Origin of the sequence: Thiocystis minor, from assembly GCF_016653465.1 — a bacterium.
Taxonomy (GTDB): domain Bacteria; phylum Pseudomonadota; class Gammaproteobacteria; order Chromatiales; family Chromatiaceae; genus Chromatium; species Chromatium minus.
This window is the reverse complement of the sequence record NZ_NHSQ01000077.1, coordinates 34,736-56,583: the sequence shown is the minus strand read 5'-3', so window position 1 is coordinate 56,583 and position 21,848 is coordinate 34,736. Positions and strand designations below refer to the sequence as shown.

At 61.8% G+C, this 21,848-nt stretch carries 20 protein-coding genes and 2 pseudogenes; 13 read left to right on the top strand and 9 right to left on the bottom strand.

Annotated features, from left to right (window positions below):
- Positions 1 to 19: 19 nt before the first annotated feature.
- Positions 20 to 2,065, top strand: a complete 2,046-nt coding sequence (gene fusA, locus CCR95_RS10550; protein WP_201094154.1) for an elongation factor G — start codon at positions 20 to 22, stop codon at positions 2,063 to 2,065.
- Between the two features lie 296 nt (positions 2,066 to 2,361).
- On the opposite strand, the gene xseA is transcribed toward fusA, so the two are convergent.
- Complete coding sequence (gene xseA, locus CCR95_RS10545) at positions 2,362 to 3,738, bottom strand: exodeoxyribonuclease VII large subunit (RefSeq protein ID WP_201094152.1); 1,377 nt, start codon at positions 3,736 to 3,738, stop codon at positions 2,362 to 2,364.
- Positions 3,735 to 3,998: a type II toxin-antitoxin system HicB family antitoxin gene (locus tag CCR95_RS10540; protein WP_201094150.1), complete on the bottom strand. Its 264-nt coding sequence runs from the start codon at positions 3,996 to 3,998 to the stop codon at positions 3,735 to 3,737. Before CCR95_RS10540 ends, xseA begins: the two co-directional genes overlap by 4 nt.
- 164 nt (positions 3,999 to 4,162) lie before the next feature.
- Between CCR95_RS10540 and guaB the strand changes: the two are divergent.
- The 6 genes and pseudogenes from guaB to guaA all read left to right on the top strand — a co-directional run.
- Positions 4,163 to 5,299: pseudogene (guaB, locus tag CCR95_RS10535) on the top strand (IMP dehydrogenase); the annotation flags it as partial.
- An 894-nt stretch (positions 5,300 to 6,193) separates the two neighbouring features.
- A pseudogene (locus tag CCR95_RS10525) lies at positions 6,194 to 6,760 on the top strand (IMP dehydrogenase); the annotation flags it as partial.
- Positions 6,761 to 6,823: 63 nt separating this feature from the next.
- Positions 6,824 to 7,090, top strand: a complete 267-nt coding sequence (locus CCR95_RS10520) for a BrnT family toxin (protein ID WP_201094148.1) — start codon at positions 6,824 to 6,826, stop codon at positions 7,088 to 7,090.
- Positions 7,083 to 7,280 carry a hypothetical protein gene (locus CCR95_RS10515; protein ID WP_201094146.1) on the top strand — a complete coding sequence of 66 codons (198 nt, stop codon included), beginning with the start codon at positions 7,083 to 7,085 and terminating at the stop codon, positions 7,278 to 7,280. Before CCR95_RS10520 ends, CCR95_RS10515 begins: the two co-directional genes overlap by 8 nt.
- A gap of 100 nt (positions 7,281 to 7,380) precedes the next feature.
- Positions 7,381 to 8,004 (top strand): Uma2 family endonuclease, encoded by a 624-nt coding sequence (locus tag CCR95_RS10510; RefSeq protein ID WP_201094144.1) that lies wholly within the window; start codon positions 7,381 to 7,383, stop codon positions 8,002 to 8,004.
- A 140-nt stretch (positions 8,005 to 8,144) separates the two neighbouring features.
- Positions 8,145 to 9,719, top strand: a complete 1,575-nt coding sequence (gene guaA, locus CCR95_RS10505; RefSeq protein WP_201094142.1) for a glutamine-hydrolyzing GMP synthase — start codon at positions 8,145 to 8,147, stop codon at positions 9,717 to 9,719.
- A 237-nt stretch (positions 9,720 to 9,956) separates the two neighbouring features.
- Here guaA and CCR95_RS10500 read toward each other — a convergent pair whose 3' ends face one another.
- Positions 9,957 to 11,057, bottom strand: coding sequence for an alkene reductase (locus tag CCR95_RS10500; RefSeq protein WP_201094140.1), 1,101 nt, complete (start codon positions 11,055 to 11,057; stop codon positions 9,957 to 9,959).
- Positions 11,058 to 11,208: 151 nt separating this feature from the next.
- Between CCR95_RS10500 and tadA the strand changes: the two genes are divergently transcribed.
- A complete protein-coding gene (tadA, locus tag CCR95_RS10495; protein WP_207188584.1) occupies positions 11,209 to 11,676 on the top strand; it encodes a tRNA adenosine(34) deaminase TadA in 468 nt (155 codons plus the stop codon).
- Between the two features lie 239 nt (positions 11,677 to 11,915).
- Positions 11,916 to 12,281, top strand: a complete 366-nt coding sequence (locus tag CCR95_RS10490; RefSeq protein WP_201094139.1) for a 4a-hydroxytetrahydrobiopterin dehydratase — start codon at positions 11,916 to 11,918, stop codon at positions 12,279 to 12,281.
- A 12-nt stretch (positions 12,282 to 12,293) separates the two neighbouring features.
- Here CCR95_RS10490 and CCR95_RS10485 read toward each other — a convergent pair whose 3' ends face one another.
- Positions 12,294 to 13,682, bottom strand: coding sequence for a ribonucleotide-diphosphate reductase subunit beta (locus CCR95_RS10485; RefSeq protein ID WP_201094203.1), 1,389 nt, complete (start codon positions 13,680 to 13,682; stop codon positions 12,294 to 12,296).
- 564 nt (positions 13,683 to 14,246) lie between these two features.
- Positions 14,247 to 14,735, bottom strand: coding sequence for a hypothetical protein (locus CCR95_RS10480; RefSeq protein WP_201094138.1), 489 nt, complete (start codon positions 14,733 to 14,735; stop codon positions 14,247 to 14,249).
- 273 nt (positions 14,736 to 15,008) lie between these two features.
- On the opposite strand from CCR95_RS10480, the gene CCR95_RS10475 reads away from it, so the two are divergent.
- Entirely contained in the window at positions 15,009 to 15,272 is a 264-nt protein-coding gene (locus CCR95_RS10475) for a ferredoxin (protein ID WP_201094137.1), read from the top strand.
- Between the two features lie 328 nt (positions 15,273 to 15,600).
- Here CCR95_RS10475 and CCR95_RS10470 read toward each other — a convergent pair whose 3' ends face one another.
- The 3 genes from CCR95_RS10470 to CCR95_RS10460 form a co-directional block, all read right to left on the bottom strand.
- On the bottom strand, positions 15,601 to 17,325 hold the full coding sequence (locus CCR95_RS10470; protein WP_201094136.1) for a potassium/proton antiporter: 1,725 nt from the start codon (positions 17,323 to 17,325) through the stop codon (positions 15,601 to 15,603).
- A 183-nt stretch (positions 17,326 to 17,508) separates the two neighbouring features.
- Positions 17,509 to 17,823 carry a pyrimidine/purine nucleoside phosphorylase gene (ppnP, locus tag CCR95_RS10465; RefSeq protein WP_201094135.1) on the bottom strand — a complete coding sequence of 105 codons (315 nt, stop codon included), beginning with the start codon at positions 17,821 to 17,823 and terminating at the stop codon, positions 17,509 to 17,511.
- Between the two features lie 90 nt (positions 17,824 to 17,913).
- A complete protein-coding gene (locus CCR95_RS10460) occupies positions 17,914 to 18,150 on the bottom strand; it encodes a YMGG-like glycine zipper-containing protein (RefSeq protein WP_201094134.1) in 237 nt (78 codons plus the stop codon).
- Between the two features lie 378 nt (positions 18,151 to 18,528).
- On the opposite strand from CCR95_RS10460, the gene hcp reads away from it, so the two are divergent.
- The gene (gene hcp, locus CCR95_RS10455) at positions 18,529 to 19,818 is read left to right on the top strand and encodes a hydroxylamine reductase (RefSeq protein ID WP_201094202.1); all 1,290 of its coding nucleotides are present in this window, start codon (positions 18,529 to 18,531) and stop codon (positions 19,816 to 19,818) included.
- 257 nt (positions 19,819 to 20,075) lie between these two features.
- On the opposite strand, the gene CCR95_RS10450 is transcribed toward hcp, so the two are convergent.
- Positions 20,076 to 20,456: a Rieske (2Fe-2S) protein gene (locus tag CCR95_RS10450; protein ID WP_201094133.1), complete on the bottom strand. Its 381-nt coding sequence runs from the start codon at positions 20,454 to 20,456 to the stop codon at positions 20,076 to 20,078.
- A 78-nt stretch (positions 20,457 to 20,534) separates the two neighbouring features.
- Here CCR95_RS10450 and CCR95_RS10445 point away from each other — a divergent pair, with 78 nt between their 5' ends.
- A complete protein-coding gene (locus tag CCR95_RS10445; RefSeq protein WP_201094130.1) occupies positions 20,535 to 20,897 on the top strand; it encodes a hypothetical protein in 363 nt (120 codons plus the stop codon).
- Between the two features lie 236 nt (positions 20,898 to 21,133).
- The gene (gene phoU, locus CCR95_RS10440; RefSeq protein ID WP_201094129.1) at positions 21,134 to 21,799 is read left to right on the top strand and encodes a phosphate signaling complex protein PhoU; all 666 of its coding nucleotides are present in this window, start codon (positions 21,134 to 21,136) and stop codon (positions 21,797 to 21,799) included.
- Positions 21,800 to 21,848: the final 49 nt, after the last annotated feature.

Below are 21,848 nucleotides of genomic sequence, written 5' to 3'. Positions count from 1 at the left end.
CGCCACGACAGGATCACCGATGTCTGACTACAATGCCGAGGACGTCCGCAATATCGCACTGGTCGGCCACGCCGGCTCCGGTAAGACCACGTTGGTAGAGGCACTGCTCGCCGCCACCGGCGTGATCCCCAGCCCTGGCAGCATCGCCCGGAGCACGACCGTCTGCGACTTCGACCCGCTGGAAAAAGAACTGCAACACTCGCTGGACGCAGCCATCACGAGCTTCAGTACCGGCGGCAAACACATCAATCTGATCGACACCCCCGGCTACCCGGATTTCCTCGGACGCAGCATCTCGGTTCTGCCCGCCGTGGAGACCGCCGCCCTGGTCATCAATGCTCAGTCCGGCATCGAGCCAATGAGCATCCGCATGATGAAGGCCGCGCAGAACCGCAAGCTCTGCCGTCTCATCGTCGTCAACCAGATCGATGCCCCGGATCTCGACCTCGCCGGTCTGACCGAGCAGATCCGCGAAACCTTCGGCGCCGAATGTCTGCCGATCAATCTGCCGGCCGATGGCGGCAAGCGGGTCGTCGACTGCTTCTTCCAGCCGACCGGCGAGGGCGCCGATTTCACCTCGGTGGAAGATGCCCACAGCCACATTATCGACCAGGTCGTGGAAGTCGACGAGGCGCTGATGGAGGTGTATCTGGAGCAGGGCCAGGATCTCGCGCCCGAACAGCTCCATGACCCCTTCGAGACCGCGCTGCGCGAGTCTCACCTGATCCCGGTCTGTTTCGTGTCCGCGCAGACCGGCGCAGGCATCCCCGAATTGTTGGAGATTCTGGCGCGGCTGATGCCCAACCCATCCGAAGGCAACCCGCCACCCTTCCTGAAAGGCGAAGGTGCCACGCTGCTGCCGGTGACCGTCAAGCCCGATCCGTCGCTGCATGTCGTGGCGCATGTCTTCAAGATCATCAACGATCCCTTCCGGGGCAAACTCGGCATCTTCCGCATCCATCAGGGCCGCATGACGACGGGCGCTCAGATCCTGATCGGCGACGCCCGCAAGCCGTTCAAGGTGAATCATCTCTACCGACTGCATGGCAGCGAATTGATCGAGGTGAGCGAAGGCGTCCCCGGCGACATCCTCGCCGTCTCGCGGGTCGACGACATCCATTTCGACGCCGTGCTGCACGACTCGCACGAGGAAGACCACTTCCACCTCGCCAGCCTGGAATGCCCGCTGCCGCTGTTCGGACTCGCCATCAACACCGCCAAGCGCGGCGACGAGCAGAAGCTGACCGACGCGCTGCATAAACTGGAGTCGGAAGACCCCTGTTTCCATCTCGAACACAACGCCGCCGCCAACGAGACCATCATCCGCGGTCTTGGCGAATTGCACCTCAAGGTGTTGCTGCGCCGGCTGACCGAACAATTCCATGTCGAGGTGGAGACCCACCCGCCGAGCATCCCCTACCGCGAGACCATCGTGGGCAAGGCGGAGGGGCATCACCGGCACAAGAAACAGACTGGCGGCGCGGGTCAGTTCGGCGAGGTCTATCTGCGGGTCGAGCCCAACGAACGCGGCGCCGGCTTCGAGTTCATCGACGCGGTGGTCGGCGGCGTCATTCCCGGCAATTTCATCCCCTCGATCGAAAAGGGCGTGCGTCAGGTGCTCGATGAAGGCGCCGTCGCCGGTTATCCGCTCCAGGATGTCAAGGTCACCGTCTATGACGGCAAATTTCATCCCGTGGATTCCAAGGACATCGCCTTTGCCACCGCCGGTCGCAAGGCGTTCATCGACGCCGTGCTCAAGGCCCAGCCGGTCATCCTGGAACCGATCGTCAAGATCCGCATCACCGCCCAGGACAGCGCCATGGGCGATCTGGCGGGGGATCTGTCGAGCCGGCGCGGCCGCATCAACGGCAGCGAGACCAAGAGTCGCGGTCGCATCCTGATCGAAGGCGAGGCGCCGCTGGCGGAGTTGTCAGGCTATGACGCCCGGCTCAAGGCCATGACCGGCGGCGAGGGCACCTACAGTATCGAACTCAGTCGCTACGAACCGGTACCCGCCAACATCCAGAAGCAGATGGCGGACGCCTATCAGCGCGCGGAAGACTGAGCAACACCCCGGCTGGGGGACAGTAATTCTCATGTTGACGTAGGAACCCGCTTGCGGGCGACTTGCGGGCCTGCGGGCTGGCTTCCGGGCGACGGGGTTTAGCCCCAGACCCAAAGGCGACTGGCAAGTCATATCGCCCGCAAGGGGGCTCCTACGATGGCGGATGACGCCAAAATGAGAACGGCTGCCGGAAGGATGACCGAGTTGTATTCGGACCGCCGTCAGCCAAGCGCGGCGTGACGACCACAGGTCGGCGCACCCAGGGCGGCGGCAAATCCTTGGTGATTCGACGCGATTCAGCCGCTTTCGTCGGACGCCACAACCGCCATCAATCGCCCTGCCGCGACACGCGCCTGAATGTGGGTTCCAGGTGGAGCCTGATACGGATCCCTGACAATCAAACCATCCGGCCAGCGCGTGACGATGGCGTAGCCGCGCGCCAGCGTGGCCAAGGGGCTAAGCGCCTCCAGTCCGGCGAGAGCACGCAGTAGCCGCTCGCGCCGCTGTTCCGCCATCCGATGAGACGCCCGAGCGAGCCGTTGGCCGAGCGCGTCCAGAATCATCCCCGCCCGTTCCAGCCGTCGCTCCGGCGAGACCGCGCCCAATCGCGCCACGACTGGACGAAGTCGGTTCCGCGCACCCCCCAGCCGCTCCGCCATGAGTGTCAGCAAGCGCTGTTGAGCGAAATCCAGACGCTGCGATTGCTGCTGCAACCGGGCGGCCGGATGCAGCAGCCCCAGATGGCGCACCACGCCCGCCAGTCGCTGACGGACGAGGTCAAACCGACGTTGCTGAACCTCGGCCAGACGCACGGACAGCGCGGTCAGTCGCTGCCGAACATGCTCGGACGAGGGCGCGACCAGTTCGGCCGCCGCCGAGGGCGTGGCCGCCCGCCGATCTGCCACCAGATCGGCGATGGTGAGATCGCTCTCATGACCGACCCCGCTGACCACCGGAATCGCGGAGGCGCGAATCGCCCGCGCCAGCGACTCGTCGTTGAAGGCGTTGAGATCCTCCAGCGAACCGCCGCCGCGCGCCAGGATCAGCACATCGCAGTCGGCACGGGCATTGGCGAGCGTCAGCGCGGCGATCAGTGAGGCAGCCGCCGCCTCACCCTGGACCTGCGCGGGATAGATCACCACCGGCAAGGCGCTGAACCGGCGCTTGAGCACCGCGAGCAGGTCACGCACCGCCGCGCCCGTGGGCGAGGTGATCAGGCCCACCTGACACGGAAAGGCTGGCAACGGGCGCTTGCTGGACTCCGCGAATAAGCCCTCGCTGACGAGCGTTTGCTTCAGGCGCTCAAAGGCCAGCCGCAGCGCGCCCTCCCCGCCCGATTCCAGATGCTCGACCACCAGTTGGAAATCGCCGCGCGGCTCATAGAGCGTCACCCGCACGCGCGCCAGCACCTGCTGGCCGTTCGCGGGTTTAAACGGCAGCAACAGCCGCTTGGCACGGAACATGGCGCAACGGACCTGGGCCGCTTCGTCCTTCAGGCTGAAATACAGATGTCCCGAGGCGGGCTGCGCCAGATTCGAGATCTCGCCCCGCACCCAGAGCAGCGGGAAACTGCCGTCGAGCACGGCCCGCACCTCGCTGGCGAGACGCGCCACGCTGTAGATGTCGCGGGAAAAGTCCAGACCCGCATCCTTGGTGGTTTTCCGCGCGGTCAACAAGACTCCGCCTGGGCGGCCTGCCTGATCGCCTCCGTCGCCCACTGATTCAAACTCTGACCATGCGCGGCCGCGGCCATGACGGCGGCCTCATGCGTGGCGGGATCGACCCGCAGGGAAAATTTACCCGAAAAATGCTTGCGTGGCTCGATCCCACGACGCTTGCAGGCGTCCAGGAACAGACGCAGCGAAATTTCGCCCTCCCGCTTCAAACCTTCGACATCGGCGGCATAGAAGTCGGCACCGCCATTCAGTCCCATAAACTCCCCCCGGAACAGTTCAATGTCGGGGTCAAAGGCGATGACCGCCTGATAGCCATTGATGTGATGATATTCATAAACACAAGTTTACCACTCGGATTTGAAATCCTATACTCACGGGTTAATTTCCAGCCTTTGGAAACGATCCGCGGAGCCCGATTCCCATGCGCCTGATCCAGGAAGCACTGACCTTCGACGATGTCCTCCTTGTCCCCGCCCATTCCAGGGTGCTCCCGAACGAGGTGGATTTCCATACCAAGCTGACCCGCGGGATCGAACTGCGAATTCCCCTGGTCTCGGCCGCCATGGATACGGTCACCGAGGCCCGGCTGGCCATCGCCATGGCGCTGGAAGGCGGCATCGGCATCATCCACAAGAACATGAACGCCGAGCGTCAGGCCCGCGAGGTGCTGGCGGTCAAGAAATACGAGAGCGGCATCATCCGCAATCCCATCACGGTCGCGCCGACGGTCAGTGTCGGCGAGGTGCTCGCACTCACCCACGCCAATAACATCTCCGGCGTCCCGGTCACCGAGAACGGCAAGCTGGTCGGCATCGTCACCGGACGCGATCTGCGTTTCGAGACCCGAATGAGCGCGCCGGTGTCGGCCATCATGACCCCGCAGGAGCGTCTGGTCACGGTACGCGAGGGTGCCAGCCGCGAGGATGTGGTGAGCCTGCTGCACAAACACCGGATCGAGAAGGTACTGGTGGTCAACGACCGTTTCGAGCTGCGCGGACTGATCACCGTCAAGGATATTCAGAAAGCCAAGGACTTCCCCAAAGCCTCGCGCGATTCGCATGAACGGCTGCGCTGCGGCGCGGCGGTCAGCGTCGGACGCGGCACCGAGGAGCGTATCGCTGCGCTGGTCGAGGCCGGGGTCGACGTGGTCGTGGTCGATACCGCACACGGTCACTCGCAGGGCGTGCTCGATCGCGTGAAGTGGGTCAAGACCCACTACCCCGATCTCCAGGTCATCGGCGGCAATATCGCCACGGCGGACGCCGCGCGGGCGTTGCGCGACGCGGGCGCGGATGCGGTGAAGGTGGGCATTGGACCTGGTTGTTTCGCGGCGGGGACGCGAATTCTGATGGCGGACGCCAGCTACCGGAATATCGAGGATGTCCGCCCCGGCGAGCGGGTGATCAATCGGGATGGACAGCCTGTCACGGTCGTGAACGCCTGGTGCACGGGGGTGCGCGAGGTCATGCAGATTCGTCATACCGCCTCGTTCTGGGGCACGCTCGCCACGCCCGACCATCGCTATCTAGTCGGCGATCTCACCACCGCAAGCGCGGAGACCGTGGCATCGAAAGGTTATGTCAATGTACTCGACCGGCCCACCCGGCAAGGCGCATCGAAGATCGGTTGGACGGCCATCGGCGAGGTCGAACGCGGCACCTGTCTGTTCCCGCGCCAGGTTGCGTTCGAGCTACCCGGCACCATTGAAATCAATCTGACCGAGTTTGCCATCCGTCAGGATTTACAGTTAGCGCGTTATCACACCCAAATCCGCGAGTCCTACGCGCTCGGCTATCTTTTTGGAACCTTTCTCGGTGACGGACATGCCTTCATCGCGCCCTCCAGAAATTCCGAGCTGGGACGGGTTTCCTGGTACTTTGGCGAGCATGAACAGGCCATCGTGGACAAACTAATCCAGTGTGTCCAGGAGGTCACCGGGGTCGCGCCGGTACAAACGGCTGGCCCCAGCATCATCAACATCCATTTCTATTCGTTGCAGTGGGCACGCCTGCTGGCACGCTTCGGCAAACGCCACGAAAAACACCTGCCGTCCGATCTCCTGTGCGCCAACCCCGACTATCTGCAGGGGCTGTTCGATGGACTTCTGGACAGCGACGGCTATACCGCCGCCGATGGCCGGCTCTGTTTCGGCAATACCTCGCAAGCGCTGACCGAACTCTTCAGCCTGCTCTGTCTGTTGCTCAAAGGCAGCCTGCCGAACTGCCATGTCGAGGCGCCGTCGGCGGGCGGACTTGTCGGCACCTGCGACGAGAATTGCCGGGATTCCTATCGCGCCCGTCTGAACGTCTCGCACGCGAAGCGATTGACCAGGGACTATCAGGTTCTGAAGCTGCTAGACCGGCAACCGCTCCATCTGGCGCTTCCCGTCTACGACATCGAGGTCGATTGCCCGACGCATAGCTTCATCGCCGATAACGCGATCGTGCATAACTCCATCTGCACCACCCGCATCGTCGCCGGCGTCGGCGTCCCGCAGATCACGGCGGTGTCCAACGTCACCGAGGCGCTGGAAGGCAGCGGGGTGCCAGTCATCGCCGATGGCGGTCTGCGCTACTCGGGCGATGTCGCCAAGGTGATCGCCGCCGGCGCGCACAGCGTCATGATCGGCGGCATGTTCGCCGGCACCGACGAGGCGCCGGGCGAGGTGGAGATCTATCAGGGGCGTTCCTATAAATCCTATCGCGGCATGGGCTCGCTGGGCGCCATGGGCTCCTCCGAGGGCTCCAGCGACCGCTATTTCCAGGAAGACACCGAGAAGGAAAAGCTGGTGCCCGAGGGTATCGAGGGGCGCGTTCCCTACAAGGGCAGCCTGATCAACGTGATCCATCAACTGGTCGGTGGGCTGGGCTCCAGCATGGGCTATACCGGCTGCGCCACCATCGAAGAGATGCGCACCAAGCCGGAGTTCGTGCGCGTCAGCACGGCGGGGATGCGCGAGTCGCATGTGCATGATGTGCAGATTACGAAGGAAGCGCCGAATTATCGCATCGACAATTAAAATCTGGCGCCGGCTGTTGCTTGGGCAACAGCCGGAGCTAGGTCTTTATGTGGATTTTTTGATATGGATTTTGAGTGGGACGAGAAGAAGGCGCGCGCTAATCAGGCAAAACACGGAGTCACCTTTATTGAGGCGACGGAGGTTTTTGGCGATGAACACGCTTCATCTGTTTCCGATCCGGAGCACTCATCCGATGAAATGCGTTACCTACTCTTCGGCATCTCCTCAAAAGCCCGGCATCTCGTGGTGTCATTCACCGAAAGAAACGACACCATCCGTATCATCTCAGCACGATGCATGACACGATCCGAGCGCAATGCTTATGAATGAAGAAGATACCTTGAAGCCCGAGTATCCGCCGAGCTTGATCAAATCAGGCGAACGCGGGAAGTATGCCGCCCGTTATCGGGAGGGAACCAACATCGTCAGGATCGACCCCGATCTTCATCGGATTTTTCCTGATTCGACCGCAGTGAACCAAGCACTCCGCCAGTACGCGCAGGAGCGCCGCATCTTGTAACGAAGGAGATGGATGCATACCGGGCAGTCTGGATTGAGCATCGCCTCCTGATCCTGACACCGATCAGACTGAACCATCCAACATCATAGAGGCGAGGTCAATGTATACCCAGGCCCAATACGAACAACACGATGACCGACCGACCGAGGATCACGTCGTCCATCTCTCGGACCTGAGTTGGGATGACTATGAACGCCTGCTCGACATGCGCGGCGATCATTCGGCGCCGCGCATTGCCTATCTGGAGGGAGTCGTCGAGATCATGAGTCCATCCCGCACCCACGAGGCGATCAAGTCATTGATCGGCTGCCTGGTCGAAACCTACTGCCTGGAACGCGACATCCCTTTCTCCGTCCTCGGCTCCTGGACGCTGAAGTCGGCTGATCGCACCCGGGGCGCCGAACCGGACGAGTGTTACATCTTCGGCGACCCGGAGCGCGAGCGCCCGCACCTGGCCATCGAGGTCGTCTGGACCTCGGGGCGTATCGACACGCTCGACATCTACCGCAAACTCGGCGTGGCCGAGATCTGGTACTGGCGCAAGGGCCGGATTCAGCCCTACGGACTGCACGACGAGCGCTATGTCCCACTCGTCGCGAGCGAGGTACTGCCTGGACTCGATCTGGATCTGCTCATGTCCTTTCTCGACCGCCCGACGACCGACGAAGCGATCCGGGCCTATCGCGACGCCTTGCGTGGCGTACCGCCAACTGACACACGCTAGACAGCATCGACAGATTTTTCAGGATTCGCGGGTTGCGATTGAAAGATCGCGGCATTTCGCGCGCTCCATTCGATCTTGGCTGCGCAAGACCTGGATCTCTGACAACTGACAACTGACAACTGACAACTGACAACTCATTTATGCCCAACATCCACGCCGACCGCATCCTGATCCTGGACTTCGGATCTCAATACACCCAGTTGATCGCCCGGCGGGTGCGCGAGGCCGGGGTCTATTGCGAACTCCACCCCTACGACCTGGACGCCCAGGCCATCCGCGAGTTCGCACCCAGCGGGGTGATCCTCTCGGGCGGGCCGCAATCCGTCCATGAGGCCGAAACGCCGCGCGCCGATCCGCTGGTCTTCGACCTCGGGGTGCCGGTGCTGGGCATCTGCTACGGCCTGCAAACCATGACTGCGCAGCTCGGCGGCGCGGTCGTCCCGGCGACCCATCGCGAATACGGTTATGCCCAAGTCCGCGCGCGCGGACACTCGCGGCTGCTGCGCGATATCGAGGACCATGCCAGCCCCGAGGGCTACGGACTCCTGGATGTCTGGATGAGCCACGGCGACCGTGTGGAATCGCTGCCGCCAGGCTTCCAGGTCATCGCCGAAACCGAAAACGCCCCGCTCGCCGGAATCGCCGACGAGGAGCGCCGCTTCTATGGCGTGCAGTTCCATCCCGAGGTCACCCATACCCGCCAGGGCCAGCGGATTATCGAACGCTTCGTGCACGAGATCTGCGGCTGCGGGCGTCTCTGGACCCCGGACAACATCATCGATGACAGTCTCGCGAAGATCCGCGCCCAGGTTGGAACCGACAAGGTTCTGCTCGGACTCTCCGGCGGCGTCGATTCCAGCGTGGTCGCCGCCCTCCTCCACCGCGCGATTGGCGATCAACTCACCTGCGTCTTCGTCGACAACGGTCTGCTGCGCCTCGGCGAGGGCGATCAGGTGATGAGCACCTTCGCCCGTCACATGGGCGTGCGGGTGATTCGGGTGGATGCCGAGGAGCGTTTCCTGGGCCGGCTCAAGGGCGTGAGCGATCCGGAACAGAAACGCAAGATCATCGGCAATACCTTCATCGAGGTGTTCGATGACGAGGCGAGCAAGATCCAGGATGTGCAGTGGCTGGCGCAGGGCACCATCTATCCGGACGTGATCGAATCCGCCGGCGCCAAGAGCGGCAAGGCCAAGGTTATCAAGTCGCATCACAATGTCGGCGGTCTCCCGGATGACATGAACCTCAAGCTGGTCGAACCCTTGCGCGAACTGTTCAAGGACGAGGTGCGCCGAATCGGGGTCGAGTTGGGCCTACCCTCCGAGATGGTCTATCGCCATCCCTTCCCCGGCCCTGGTCTTGGCGTGCGAATCCTGGGCGAAGTGCAGCGGCACGACGCCCAGACGCTCCGTCTGGCCGATCACATCTTCATCGAGGAACTGCGTCGCGCCGATCTTTATGACCAGGTCTCGCAAGCGTTCGCGGTTTTTTTACCCGTGCGCTCGGTCGGCGTGGTCGGCGACAACCGCCAGTATGCCCATGTCATCGCGCTGCGCGCGGTCGAGACGCTGGACTTCATGACCGCCCGCTGGGCGCATCTGCCCTATGAATTTCTCGATCTAGTCTGCCGGCGCATCGTCAACGAAGTGCCCGGTGTGTCGCGGGTGGTCTACGACATCACCGGCAAGCCGCCGGGGACCATTGAGTGGGAGTAAACCTTCAAACCTTCCCGATTCGATCTGCACAAGACCGCCCACCAGAAGCGAGGGCAGTACGCCCTCGCTACCAAGGAGATTCAAGAGTTACCCGACAACTGACAACTGACAACTGACAACTGACAACTGACAACTGACAACTGACAACTGACAACTGACAACTGACAACTGACAACTGACAACTGACAACTGACAACGATTCTGCGCAGGAGTCGGGAACGAGAAAATAGATATTTCTCAGCGAGCGCTGTCGAGACAGGGATAATCGGTATAGCCGCGCTCGTCGCCGCCATAGAAGGTCGCGGGATCGGGCTCATTCAGCGGGGCATTCAGACGCAACCGCTCGACCAGATCGGGGTTGGAGATGAAGAGCTTGCCGAAGGCGATCAAGTCGGCGCTATCGGCCGCGCGAGCGGTCAGCGCAAGATCGCGCGTGTAACCGTTGTTGGCGATATAGGTTCCCTTGAACAGTCGTCGCAGGGTGTCAAGCTGGAAGGGATGACCTGTCTCGCGCGGACCGCCGGTCACGCCTTCAATGACATGCAGAAAACCGATGCCGCGTGCCGTCAACTCGCTCACGACATGGGTGAACAGCGGCTCGGGATCCGAGTCGTCGATATCGTTGACCGGCGAGAGCGGCGAGAGACGCACGCCGACACGATCCTTCTCCCAGACTTCAAGCACCGCGTCGGTGACTTCAAGCAGCAGCCGGGCGCGGTTTTCGATGGCGCCGCCGTAGAGGTCGGTACGCCGATTGGTCTTGTCCCGCAGAAACTGATCGAGCAGATACCCGTTGGCCGCGTGGATCTCGATTCCATCGAAACCCGCCTCTTGCGCATGGCGGGCCGCCTGTCGGTAGTCCGCCACAAGACCGGGGATTTCGTCGAGTTCGAGCGCGCGCGGCGTCACCATGTCGACCATTCCCTGGCCGGTGAACACCTGGCCGACCGGGATCACCGCCGAGGGCGCGACCGGCAGCGCGCCGTTGTCCTGCAGGTCGGGATGCGAGATACGCCCGACATGCCAGAGCTGGATGACGATCTTGCCGTCAGCGGCATGCACGGCGTCGGTGACTTGCTTCCAGCCAGCGATCTGTTCGGCGCTGTAAATCCCCGGCGTTTGGATATACCCCTTGCCCTGCGGCGAAATCTGCGACGCCTCGCTGATCAGCAGACCGGCACTGGCGCGCTGTGCATAATAGGTCGCCATCAAGGGCGTCGGCACATCGCCCGCGCCCGCGCGACTGCGCGTCAGCGGCGCCATGACGAGCCGGTTGGCAAGCGTCAGGCCGCCAAGCCGGTAGGGTTGAAAGAGGTCGCTGGTCGGTTCAGTGTCCATGCCTGGGTTCTCGTTCGATGGGAGACGAAGTGGAGTCTGTGGTGAGGGATTCTGCCATAGCGACCGAGTTCGAACCTCGGTTTTGAATCCTGTCAATCTTGAAACATCCTGTTAATCCTGTCCATTTAACGACCAAGGGGGAAACGCTCGCTTGGACATCGCCGACAACCGTTCGGATCAAGACTGGATGCGCCTTGCGCTGACCCTGGCCCAACGCGCCGCCGAGGCGGGCGAGGTGCCGGTCGGCGCGCTGCTGGTCCGGGACGGCGCGGTCATCGGCGAGGGCTGGAACCGCCCGATCGGGACGCATGACGCCAGCGCCCATGCCGAGATTCAGGCGTTACGCGATGCTGGACGGCGCGTGGGGAATTACCGTCTGCCCGACACAACCCTGTATGTCACCCTGGAGCCCTGTGTCATGTGCGCCGGGGCCATCGTTCACGCCCGCGTCGCTCAGGTCATCTATGGCGCGCCCGACCCCAAGGCCGGCGCCTGCGGCAGCGTCTTCGACCTGCTGCCATCGGACGACCGATTCAATCACCGCACCGCTTGCCGGGGTGGCATCCTGGCCGAGGAGTGCGCCGAAACCCTGCGCGCCTTTTTTCGGTCGCGGCGTTAAACCGCGCCCAGTGCGGTAGGCGATGTTTTTGGATTGGATCACTCTCGACAGCATCCACGTCTGTCGGAGCTGGCGCGGTTTAAAACATTAAAAACAGACTGTCGAAGAAATCGCGTTGTCGTTGTCGTTGTCGTTGTCGAGTATCCGAGCGACAACGACAACGACAACGAGCAAAGTCCTCGATCACGTTTTTAGTTCCGGCTCTGCCGGGTTGGGTGAAACCACCGGAGGCACCAACCATGTCCGACATCCGAGTCTACGGCGAAGCGGAAATCCGCGAGCGGATCGCCCGCGAACTCCCGCGCTGGATCTTCGAGGACGGCTGTCTGCGCCGCACCTACCGCACCCACGGCTGGAAGGGAACGCTGATGGCGCTCAACGCCGTCGGACACCTTGCCGAAGCCGCTTGGCATCACCCCGATCTGACGGTCTCCTATGACCGCGTGACCATCAGTCTGATGACCCATTCGGCGAAGGGCGTCACCGACAAAGATTTCGAGCTGGCGAGCCAGATCGAGGACATGGTGATGTGGCGTCCGCCCGCCGGAAGCGCGCTGGAAGGGACGCCAGATGACGTCCGGTTCGCGTACATTCGCGACGAGTAGGCCGCTCGGGGATCAATCCCAGTTCAGCGCCCCACCGGTCTGATACTCGGTCACGCGCGTCTCGAAGAAGTTTTTTTCCTTCTTGAGATCCAGCACCTCGGACATCCAGGGGAAGGGATTGCTGGCGCCCGGATACTGCTCGGGCAATCCGATCTGGGCGCAGCGGCGGTTGGCGATGAACTGGAGATACTCCTCGAACATGGGCGCGTTCAGGCCCAGCACGCCGCGCGGCATGGTGTCGTGGGCATAGCGCGACTCCATCGCGACCGCGTCGCGGATCATGGTGACCAGTTCCTCCCGGAACTCCGGGGTCCAGAGGCGGGGATTCTCGATCTTGATCTGGTTGATGACATCGATGCCGAAATTCATGTGCATGGATTCGTCGCGCAGGATGTACTGAAACTGCTCGGCGGTGCCGGTCATCTTGTTGCGCCGGCCCATGCTCAACACCTGCACGAAACCGACATAGAAAAAGATGCCCTCGAAGATCACGTAGAAGGCGACCAGTTCGCGCAGCAGCGTCTGATCGTTCTCCCGCGTGCCGGTGTTGAAATGCGGGTCGGCCAGATGCTGGGTGTAGGGCAGCGCCCACTCGGCCTTGCGCGCGACGGATGGCACCTCGCGGTACATGTTGAAGATTTCGCCCTCGTCCAACCCCAGGCTTTCGACCACGTACTGATAAGCATGGGTGTGCAACGCCTCCTCGAACGCCTGGCGCAGCAGATATTGACGGCACTCGGGGTTACTGATGTGACGATAGACCGCCAGCACCAGATTGTTCGCGACCAGCGAATCGGCGGTCGAGAAAAAGCCCAGGTTACGCTTGATGATGGTGCGTTCGTCGTCGGTCAGGCCGTTCGGATCCCGCCAGAGCGCGATGTCCGCGTTCATGTTGATCTCTTGCGGCATCCAGTGATTGGCGCAGGCGTCGAGATATTTCTGCCAGGCCCAGTCGTATTTGAAGGGCACGAGCTGATTGAGATCCGCTCGACAGTTGATGATCGCCTTATCGTCCACCCGCACCCGGCCCGCGCCCAGTTCCAGGCTTTCGAGTCCGGTGGCGCCGCCCGCGGCACCCTGTTCAGGCTCATGGTGCGCGCCGGGGAGGAGCGGATCCTCGATGGACAGCTCGGCCTGTTGGTTCGCGGCGGCGGCAAAGGGATCGGGAGCGACCACGGGTGCCGCGCCGGCGCTCTCCATCAGATTGAGATTGGCGACCAGCCCCTGACCGGGCCTCGCATGGGCGCGGGTATCGTGGGATTGAAAGCGCGTCCGGAAATCCGCGTGCTGACCCGCCAGGCTATCCAGCCGATCGTCCTGACCCGCCGAAGTCGGCATGGCAGCGGCCGGACGGAAAGCGTCGGGCTTGGCCGCGGCAAGTGGATCGTCCCAGTTCAGCATGGTGGTCTGTCCTCGATTCATCGATTCGATCAATCCGCCAGGCAGCCGACGTGGGTGGATGGCGGAAGAAGGTTAAGGTTGACTGAAGGGCGGGAATCGCCCCGTCCCGAAAGACCGACGGCAGTGCCATCCGTCCAGGAAGAAAGCCGGAAAAACCCGGTGCCAGGCGATCCGTCGAACGCGTTCGCGTGGTACCGCCCGTGCGCCGGAAGCGCTAGTGCTTCGCTGCTCAAGTTCCGAGCCCCGGTCCTCCTCGTTGTCGTTGTCGTAATCGATATTCGCCATGTCGAGACCGCGACAACGACCTGAGACGGTCTTGGGACTTGCGCACAGTTGCACGAGGTCATTCTAGGACATCCAGACAGTATCTCCAACCGAAAACACAATATATTGTGTTTTCTCTGAAATAAAAGCATGTATTTAGTTCTTCCGAGCGACAGTCATGCGAACGAAACCAGGTCTTTGCGTCGATAGACCCGCTTGGTCTGTCCCGTTCCGTGAGGGCTGGAAGCTCTGGCGTTGCAGGTTGAGCGACTCGACTTCGGCGCCGCTGCGGCAGAGGATTCAGACCGAACTGGCGTGGCTTTGTTCTTCGACCCAAAGCCGCCGGAGGCTGGGCGCTTCCAGTTCGTCCCGCATCCTGTCGCCGGCTGGCGCGGCCGACTCGCAAGGAACCGGAGCGCCACGCGAGACAGTCCGGGCATCGGGCAGATAGGTTGAAATGAGGCCGTGAAGTTCCGCCGCGGCACGCTTGGCATGATCGAACGGCAGTCTGTCGAAACAGATCAGGGTAGGCTTGATCCTGAGATGCGATTCCGGAATGGCGAAGCGCTCGAAAATCGCGCGGGCGTTGTTTTCCAGCGAGGCAAAATGGCCGCGCAACAGGGCATCGCAACTCGGCGGAAGCGTGACATAGTCCCAAAGCACGTCGGCTGATGTCTCGCCACTGCGCACGACGACGTAAGGCGTCTGGGTCTGACGGCAGACATGGAACCAGTCGCTATCGGCGAAGGCGTCCTTGGCGTCGATGAGGTCGAATGGGGCATCTGACATGGATGAAGGCTCTCTCGATGATTCCCTGATAAAGACATGCATGGTTTCTCGGATTGGCCGATCACGTCCGATGGTCGATTATACGGGTTACCCAACGATGAACACGTACGCTGAATTTGCGCGCTCTCGCGTGCCAGCCGTCGTCGCCTTCCGCGTGTGGGGTATCCTATCTCGTTGCGCCCCGCGCCACCCCAGCGTATCTTTTGGCGTTTGAAATCCTGCTGCGCGATGCAGACGACACGCAGCCTAACCCGCTATGGACCCTTCGTACACATGATTAGCAAGATCGAGGTTGAAGCTGCCGCCTGTATTGGCTGCGGTACCTGCTGGGTGGCCTGCCCCCAAGCGTTCAAGGAAGACGATATCGGCGATGATCTCAAGGCGCTTCCGACTGGCGGCCTTGGGGACCAACTGATGATGCGCTCGGCGGCCGAAGGCTGTCCGACCCTCGCGATTACCCTCCTCGACGAGGCGGGCAAGGCGATTTATCCCACCGAGGAGGCCCGCGCGGCCCTTAGTGCGGCCAATAGCTGGTAATCGCGCCCCTTATCCGTGTTCACAGCGATAATCTCCATGAACACGGAAACCCGAACTGTGCGAAAGTCCCAAGACGGTCTCAGGTCGTTGTCGTTGTCGTTGTCGTTGTCGTAATCGAATATTCGCCAAGTCGAGACAACGACAACGACAACGACAACGACAACGACAACGAGGATGCCTCGGTCTCGGAACTTGAGCAGCGAAGCACTAGGCATCCAGCACGCTTGCTCGGGTTGCATCGGTCGAACGATCCCGCGTCTCACACGGCCACTGTTGATTCCTGCAAAACCGATCTCGCACGATAGCGCGCGCGTCGCGCGGACGAGGTTCAGTTTGCACGGGGCAACTTCAGTCCCACCTGCGTGATCCGGTCATCCTGCACTCGCCGCACCACCAATTCCACACTCCCCAGTTGCAACCGGTCGCCGACGACCGGATGCGCGTTGAGCCCACGACGAATCAGCTCATCGAGCGTGAATCGATGCTCGCTGTCGGCCAGACAGATCCCGTAAGCCGTGCACAGATCGCCCACGCGGGCATCGCCGTTGAGGACGAACTCGCCAAAAAAGGCGAGGTCGGAAAGACGTGCCGCGGCGGGGCTCGCGACGAACAAGCGGTCGAGAGTCGGCAGGTCGGTCGGATCCGCCATCAGATAAAGATAGTCGCCCGGACGGGGGTCGAGCGGTTCCAGATGCTCCAGCAAATGCCTGTCGCGCAGAATCGCCACCACCCGCGCGCCCCTGGGCAGGGTCAAGCCAGCCCGCTTCTCGATGACCGCCGGCGAATTGGCCGCCAAACGATAGCCGACCAGTTCCAGTTCCTGCTGGCCGGGAATGTCCAGTTCCACCCGCTGCACCACCTGGGTGGTCGGCGGGATCTCCAGCTTCAGCAACCGCGCCAGCGATGACAGCGTCCAGCCCTGGATCAGCAGCGACAGCAGGACCACGAAGAACACAATATTGAAGTACATCTGGGCCTGCTCCAGACCCGCCAGCAGCGGGAAGAGCGCCAGGATGATGGGCACCGCCCCGCGCAGACCCACCCAGCCGATGAACACCTGCTCGCGCCAGGGAAAGCGAAACGGCAGCAGACAGAGCCAGACCGCCAGCGGCCGTGCCAGCAGGATCAGCACCGCCGCGAACAGCAGCGCATCCAGCGCCACCGGCAAAAATTCCGAGGGGGTGACGAGCAGCCCGAGCATCAGGAACATGCCGATCTGCGCCAGACTGGCGATCCCGTCGTGGAAACGTTTGATGTCAAGGCGGGACTGGAGCGGACGGTTGCCGACCACCAGTCCGGCTAGATAGATGGCCAGAAAGCCGCTGCCATCGAGGACCGCAGTCACGCCGAAGAGACTCAAGCCGCCCGCCAGGACCGCAAGCGGATAGAGTCCCGGCGACATCGTCAGACGGTTGACCAGCCACACCAGACCGAAGCCGCCGGCCAGGCCGATCAAGGCGCCCAGCCCCATCTGACGGGCAAACTCGGTCAACAGCGTCAGCCCTGGATTGCCCTGAGGATGGAGGACCAGCTCGATCAGCGCGATGGTCAGGAAGACGGCCATGGGATCGTTGCTGCCGGACTCGATCTCCAGCGTGGCCCCCACGCGCTGCTTCAACTCCAAGCCCCTGGAACGCAGCAGCGAAAACACCGCCGCGGCATCGGTGGAACCCACGATGGCGCCGAGCAGCAGCCCCTCAAGCCAGCCCAGACCCAGCCACCAGACGGCGAACGCCCCGGTGATCAGGGTGGTGATCAGAACGCCGATAGTCGCCAGCCCGAGCGCCGGTTTGAGTCCGACCCGGAAATTTCGATAGGGGGTCGCCAGACCGCCATCGAACAGGATGACGGCCAGCGCCAGGCTGCCGAACAGGTGAGCCACGCGCACATCGTCGAACTCGATGCCGCCGGGGCCGTCCTCGCCGAGCAGCATGCCGATGACCAGGAACACCAGCAGCAGGGGCGCGCCCAGCCGGCTGCTCAAGGCGCCGGCCAGGACGCTGGCGAACAGCACGAGCGAGACGATCAGGATGATTTGATTGGTGAGGTCCATGCGGAAACCGGGGTAACTTTACGAAAATCCCACGACCGTCTCAGGTCGTTGTCGTTGTCGTTGTCGTTGTCGTTGTCTAGACATGGCGAATAATCGACAACGACAACGACAACGAGGAAGCCCCGGTCTCGGAACTTGAGCAGCGAAGCACTAGGGTTCGAGCCAGAGGCTGGTTTACCCGGTTCAGGAAAGAAACGAACAGCAATAATCCGTCAAGGCGCGCACCCGGACGCGGAATTTGGAATTGGCGGGCACCTCGAACGATTCGCCCCCCTGAATCTGACGCCATTGCTCCTCGTCGGGGAGCAATACCTCCAGTTCTCCGCTCATGATTTCCATCAGTTCTCGCGCCTGGGTGCCGAATTCGAATTCGCCGGGCTGCATGATTCCGAGGGTTTTGATGCGCCCGTCCGGGAACGTCAGGGTGCGACTGGTCACCAGACCATCGAAATAGCAGTTCGCTTTTTTGGTCACGGTGACATTGGTGAATTCAGACATAACGACTTCTCTGGCGATGCGTGGGATTGGGTGCAAGCGGGCTTTGCCGACGAAACCCGCCGCCCGAAGCCGACGGGTTCCGCGGTCAGCCTACCACCGCTGCTGCTCTTTGCTTTTCTCGTTGCGATCATGGACGTAACCGCCAAGGGCGCCGGCTCCCGCGCCAATGAGCGCGCCCTTACCCGCGTTACCGCTCAATGAACCGACTGCCGCGCCGGTGGCCGCCCCGAGCGCCGCGCCGCTACCCGTACGCGATGCGGTGGTGGTTCCGCAGGCAGCGATGGTGGCGGCCGCCAGCAGAGTCATCGAAATCATCATCAGTTTCATCACATTAACTCCTAAGGGATAAAAAACCGCGTCTTGCTGATCGCCCCAGAGGCGGTCGCGACGCCTGAAAAGGCTGAAAAGGCTGAAAACGACGCTTTTCCGTCTGGACACGGTTGAACGCAGGCTCAACGGCCATTCATGCCTCTTCACCATCATTATAAGTGCGGGCGCGCCCTGGCATCTCCAACGGCAAGGATTCGGTTTGAGACCGGAAGCGCCAGTGCGATGGGGGCAGCGACACACGTCAGAAGCCATTTGATCTCGGTCAAGGCCATCCCGCCCCGCTCCCGCGACACTCTCCCCCGCGCACCCGGCCAGGCCCTGACCCATCCCGCGTGCCGATTTTCCTTGAGCTATTTTTCAGATCCAGAGGTTTCCATGTATTGCAACCAGTGTGAACAAACCTTCCGCCAGACCGCCTGCGTCACCTCCCCCGGTGTGTGCGGCAAGGACGCCGATGTCCAGTCGCTCCAGGAAACCCTGCTCTACGGACTCAAGGGTATGGCCGCCTACGCGCATCATGCCCGGAGAATGGGCAAATTCGACGAACAGGTTTCGTCCTTCATCGAGGAAGCCCTGTTCGCGACCATGACCAACGTCAACTTCGACCTGGAGACCCTGCTGGAACTCTGTCTCAAATGCGGCGAAATGAATCTGCGAGTGATGGAACTGCTCGACGAGGGCCATATGGAGTCCTTCGGAAAGCCAGCGCCGATCAAGGTCAAGGAAGGCACCCAGGCGGGACCGGGGATTCTGGTCTCGGGGCATGACCTGGTGGATCTCTGGAACCTGCTCGAACAGGTCAAGGGCACCGACATCAAGGTCTACACCCACGGCGAGATGCTGCCGGCCCATATGTACTCGAAGTTCCAGCAGCATCCGAATCTGGCCGGTCACTATGGCGGCGCTTGGCAGAACCAGAAAAAGGAATTCGCGGCCTTCCCCGGCCCCGTGGTCGTGACCACCAACTGCGTGCTGATCCCGCCCGACAGCTACAAGGGCCGACTCTTCACCATGCGCGCCACGGCGGTACCAGGCGGTCAGCGTTTGGACGAGGATTTTTCGGCGGTCATCGAGGAAGCGCGTCGCTGCGAGCCTTGCGAGGAAAACATCGTGGGAGAATCCACGGTCGGTTTCCATCGTACCGTGCTGCTCGACCGGGCCCAGACCATCGTCGATGCCGTCAAGGCCGGCCAGATCAGCCATTTCTTCGTCATCGGCGGCTGCGACGGTGCCGAGAAGGGCCGCAATTATTTCAGCGATTATGCGCAAGCCACGCCAAAGGATTCCTTTATCCTGACGCTCGGCTGCGGCAAGTTTCGCATCCGCGATTACGACTATGGCGAGCATCTGGGCCTGCCGCGTCTGATGGACATGGGGCAGTGCAACGATGCCTATGGCGCGATCTCAGTCGCGGTGGCACTGGCCAAGGCGTTCGACTGCGGCGTCAACGACCTACCGCTGACACTGGTCATCAGTTGGTTCGAGCAGAAGGCCGTAGCCGTGTTTCTGACGCTGCTCAGTCTCGGAGTCAAGGGCATCACGCTCGGCCCGAATCCGCCGGCCTTCGTCACGCCCAACGTCTTCGCCATTCTGCAGGAACGCTATGATCTGCGGCTTACCGGCGGCGATGCCGAGGGCGATCTGAAACGCGCCATGGGTGCCTGAACCAGCATCCGGCAGCCGGAACCGCACAGGCGCCGCGCCTTGCGGTTCGATTGCCGCCAGTGCAGCGGTACCTAAGGAACGGTTCATTCATAAGCTAAACAAGCCAATTCGCAAATACCTTTAGCGCCGTTGTCGTTGCCGTTGTTTTAATTAATTTTTTACTCGTTGCCAAGTTCCGATCAGGCACTACGCAGATCGCTCTCGTTGGCGAGACTTCGGCGCACCATACTCGCGCGTCTACCGTCGTCACTCCGGCCTCAATCCGCCGCCAGCCGCGGCCTGAGCCGCCGATCCTTGATCCAGATCCCTGTTTCGTCCTCCATCACCCTGACCGACGTCAGCCGCTGACCGTTGCAGAGCGTGCTGAGCGATTCGCCCGTGAGCGGGTCATAGACGATCCCATGCATCGAGCAACGCAAATATTGACCGGTCTCGTCAAAAATCATATCGTTTTCGCAATCGAGCTCGCGCGGCATGTGCACGCAGAGATTCCGATACGCCAGACACTGACCCTTGTATCGAAAGACAAGTAAAGAGGTCGGATCGCCAGCATAGCTCGCATCGATCCGAAGATACGCGCCCTCAACCAGTTGTTCGCTGTGACCGATCCAAAATCGTTGATCGCGGAGAGTTGACATATTGATCGCGCTTTCCGTTTAAACCGCGTCCGAACGGACACCCCGAATTTCATCGCAATCTGAATCGAGGAGCCAACCATGACCATCAATCGACTCTTTGGCGGTATCGCCTCCGTCGCGCTGCTGCTGTCGGCATCCGCCGTTTCCGCCGATAACTTTAATGTCTACGGCAATAGCGCCTATAACGAAGTGATGCGTAGCCAGGCCGATGTCAACCATGCAGCCGCCGGGGCCATCGACCGCGAATCCCGTGCGCGTTCGCGGCTCATGAACAGCAACGCCGATCTGACGGATAACCGGGTACGGGTCATGAATCGGACCGAGGATACCGAGGTATTTGGCCGCAATACCTCGAATGTCGCCAATGGCATCGGCTCGATCGGCGATGCGGCGCAAAGCATCGGTCACGGAGCCTCCGCCCTGCGCTGGGGCTTCCGCTAACCCGGATGATATACCGCTGACCACCGCCTGATCGGTTTGGACGGACTGGCTTGAGCCAATGGCGCTGGCGATCCGAAGTCCAGATCGCGCGTATGCTTTGCGGTTTCAACGGCAGGCTTTAGGATCAACCGCCCATTCGGGCGGTTTTTTTCTGCGTACCAGTTTCCGCAACATGCCTGTGAGACAATCGCCGGTCGATTGAGCGTACTTTCGATGACTCACACGAGGATGCCACGATGACCGACAATATCAATCTGGTGCAGAAAAAGCGTATCCAGCTTCAGGCGGCCATCGGCGACCTGGGGGAACTGGTGATCCAGGCACTGAATCGCTCAGTCAGCTGTCTCCGGGAGCATGATCTGGCCTTGGCCGAGCGAATCATCGCGGCGGACAGCGGGATCAATCAACAGCGTCGCCTGCTGGAACAGCAGTGCCTGGTCACCCTCGCCGCGTATCAGCCCGCCGGCGAAGATCTGCGCGCGCTGGGCGCCTGCATGGAGCTGGTGTCCGAACTGGAACGCATCGGCGATTATGCCGGGGACGTGGCCAGCGTGATGCTCAAGATCGGAGACAGCCGTCTTCCGTCCGAATTAGTCGCGTCCATCGTTGAAGTCGCCGGCGACGCCATCGCCATGCTCGCCGCCGCGCTCGACGCCTTCACCTCCAACAGCGACGAGAACACCGCGCGCGCGGCCGTGATGCGCGAGGAGCAGGTCGATCGCGACGAGGACGCGATCATCGAACAGGTGCTCGGCAGAATGCGCGTGGACGTGGAATTCGCGCTGACGGGAACCTACCTGCTGTGGATCGTGCATAACTATGAGCGGGTCGCCGACCGCGCCACCAATGTCGCCGAACGCGCGGTCTATGTGGCGGCCGGCCACACGCCGAACCTCAATTGACCGCGTCATCCCGCAGCGCGCGGCTGCATTCCGCAAGCTTGCTGTTCGT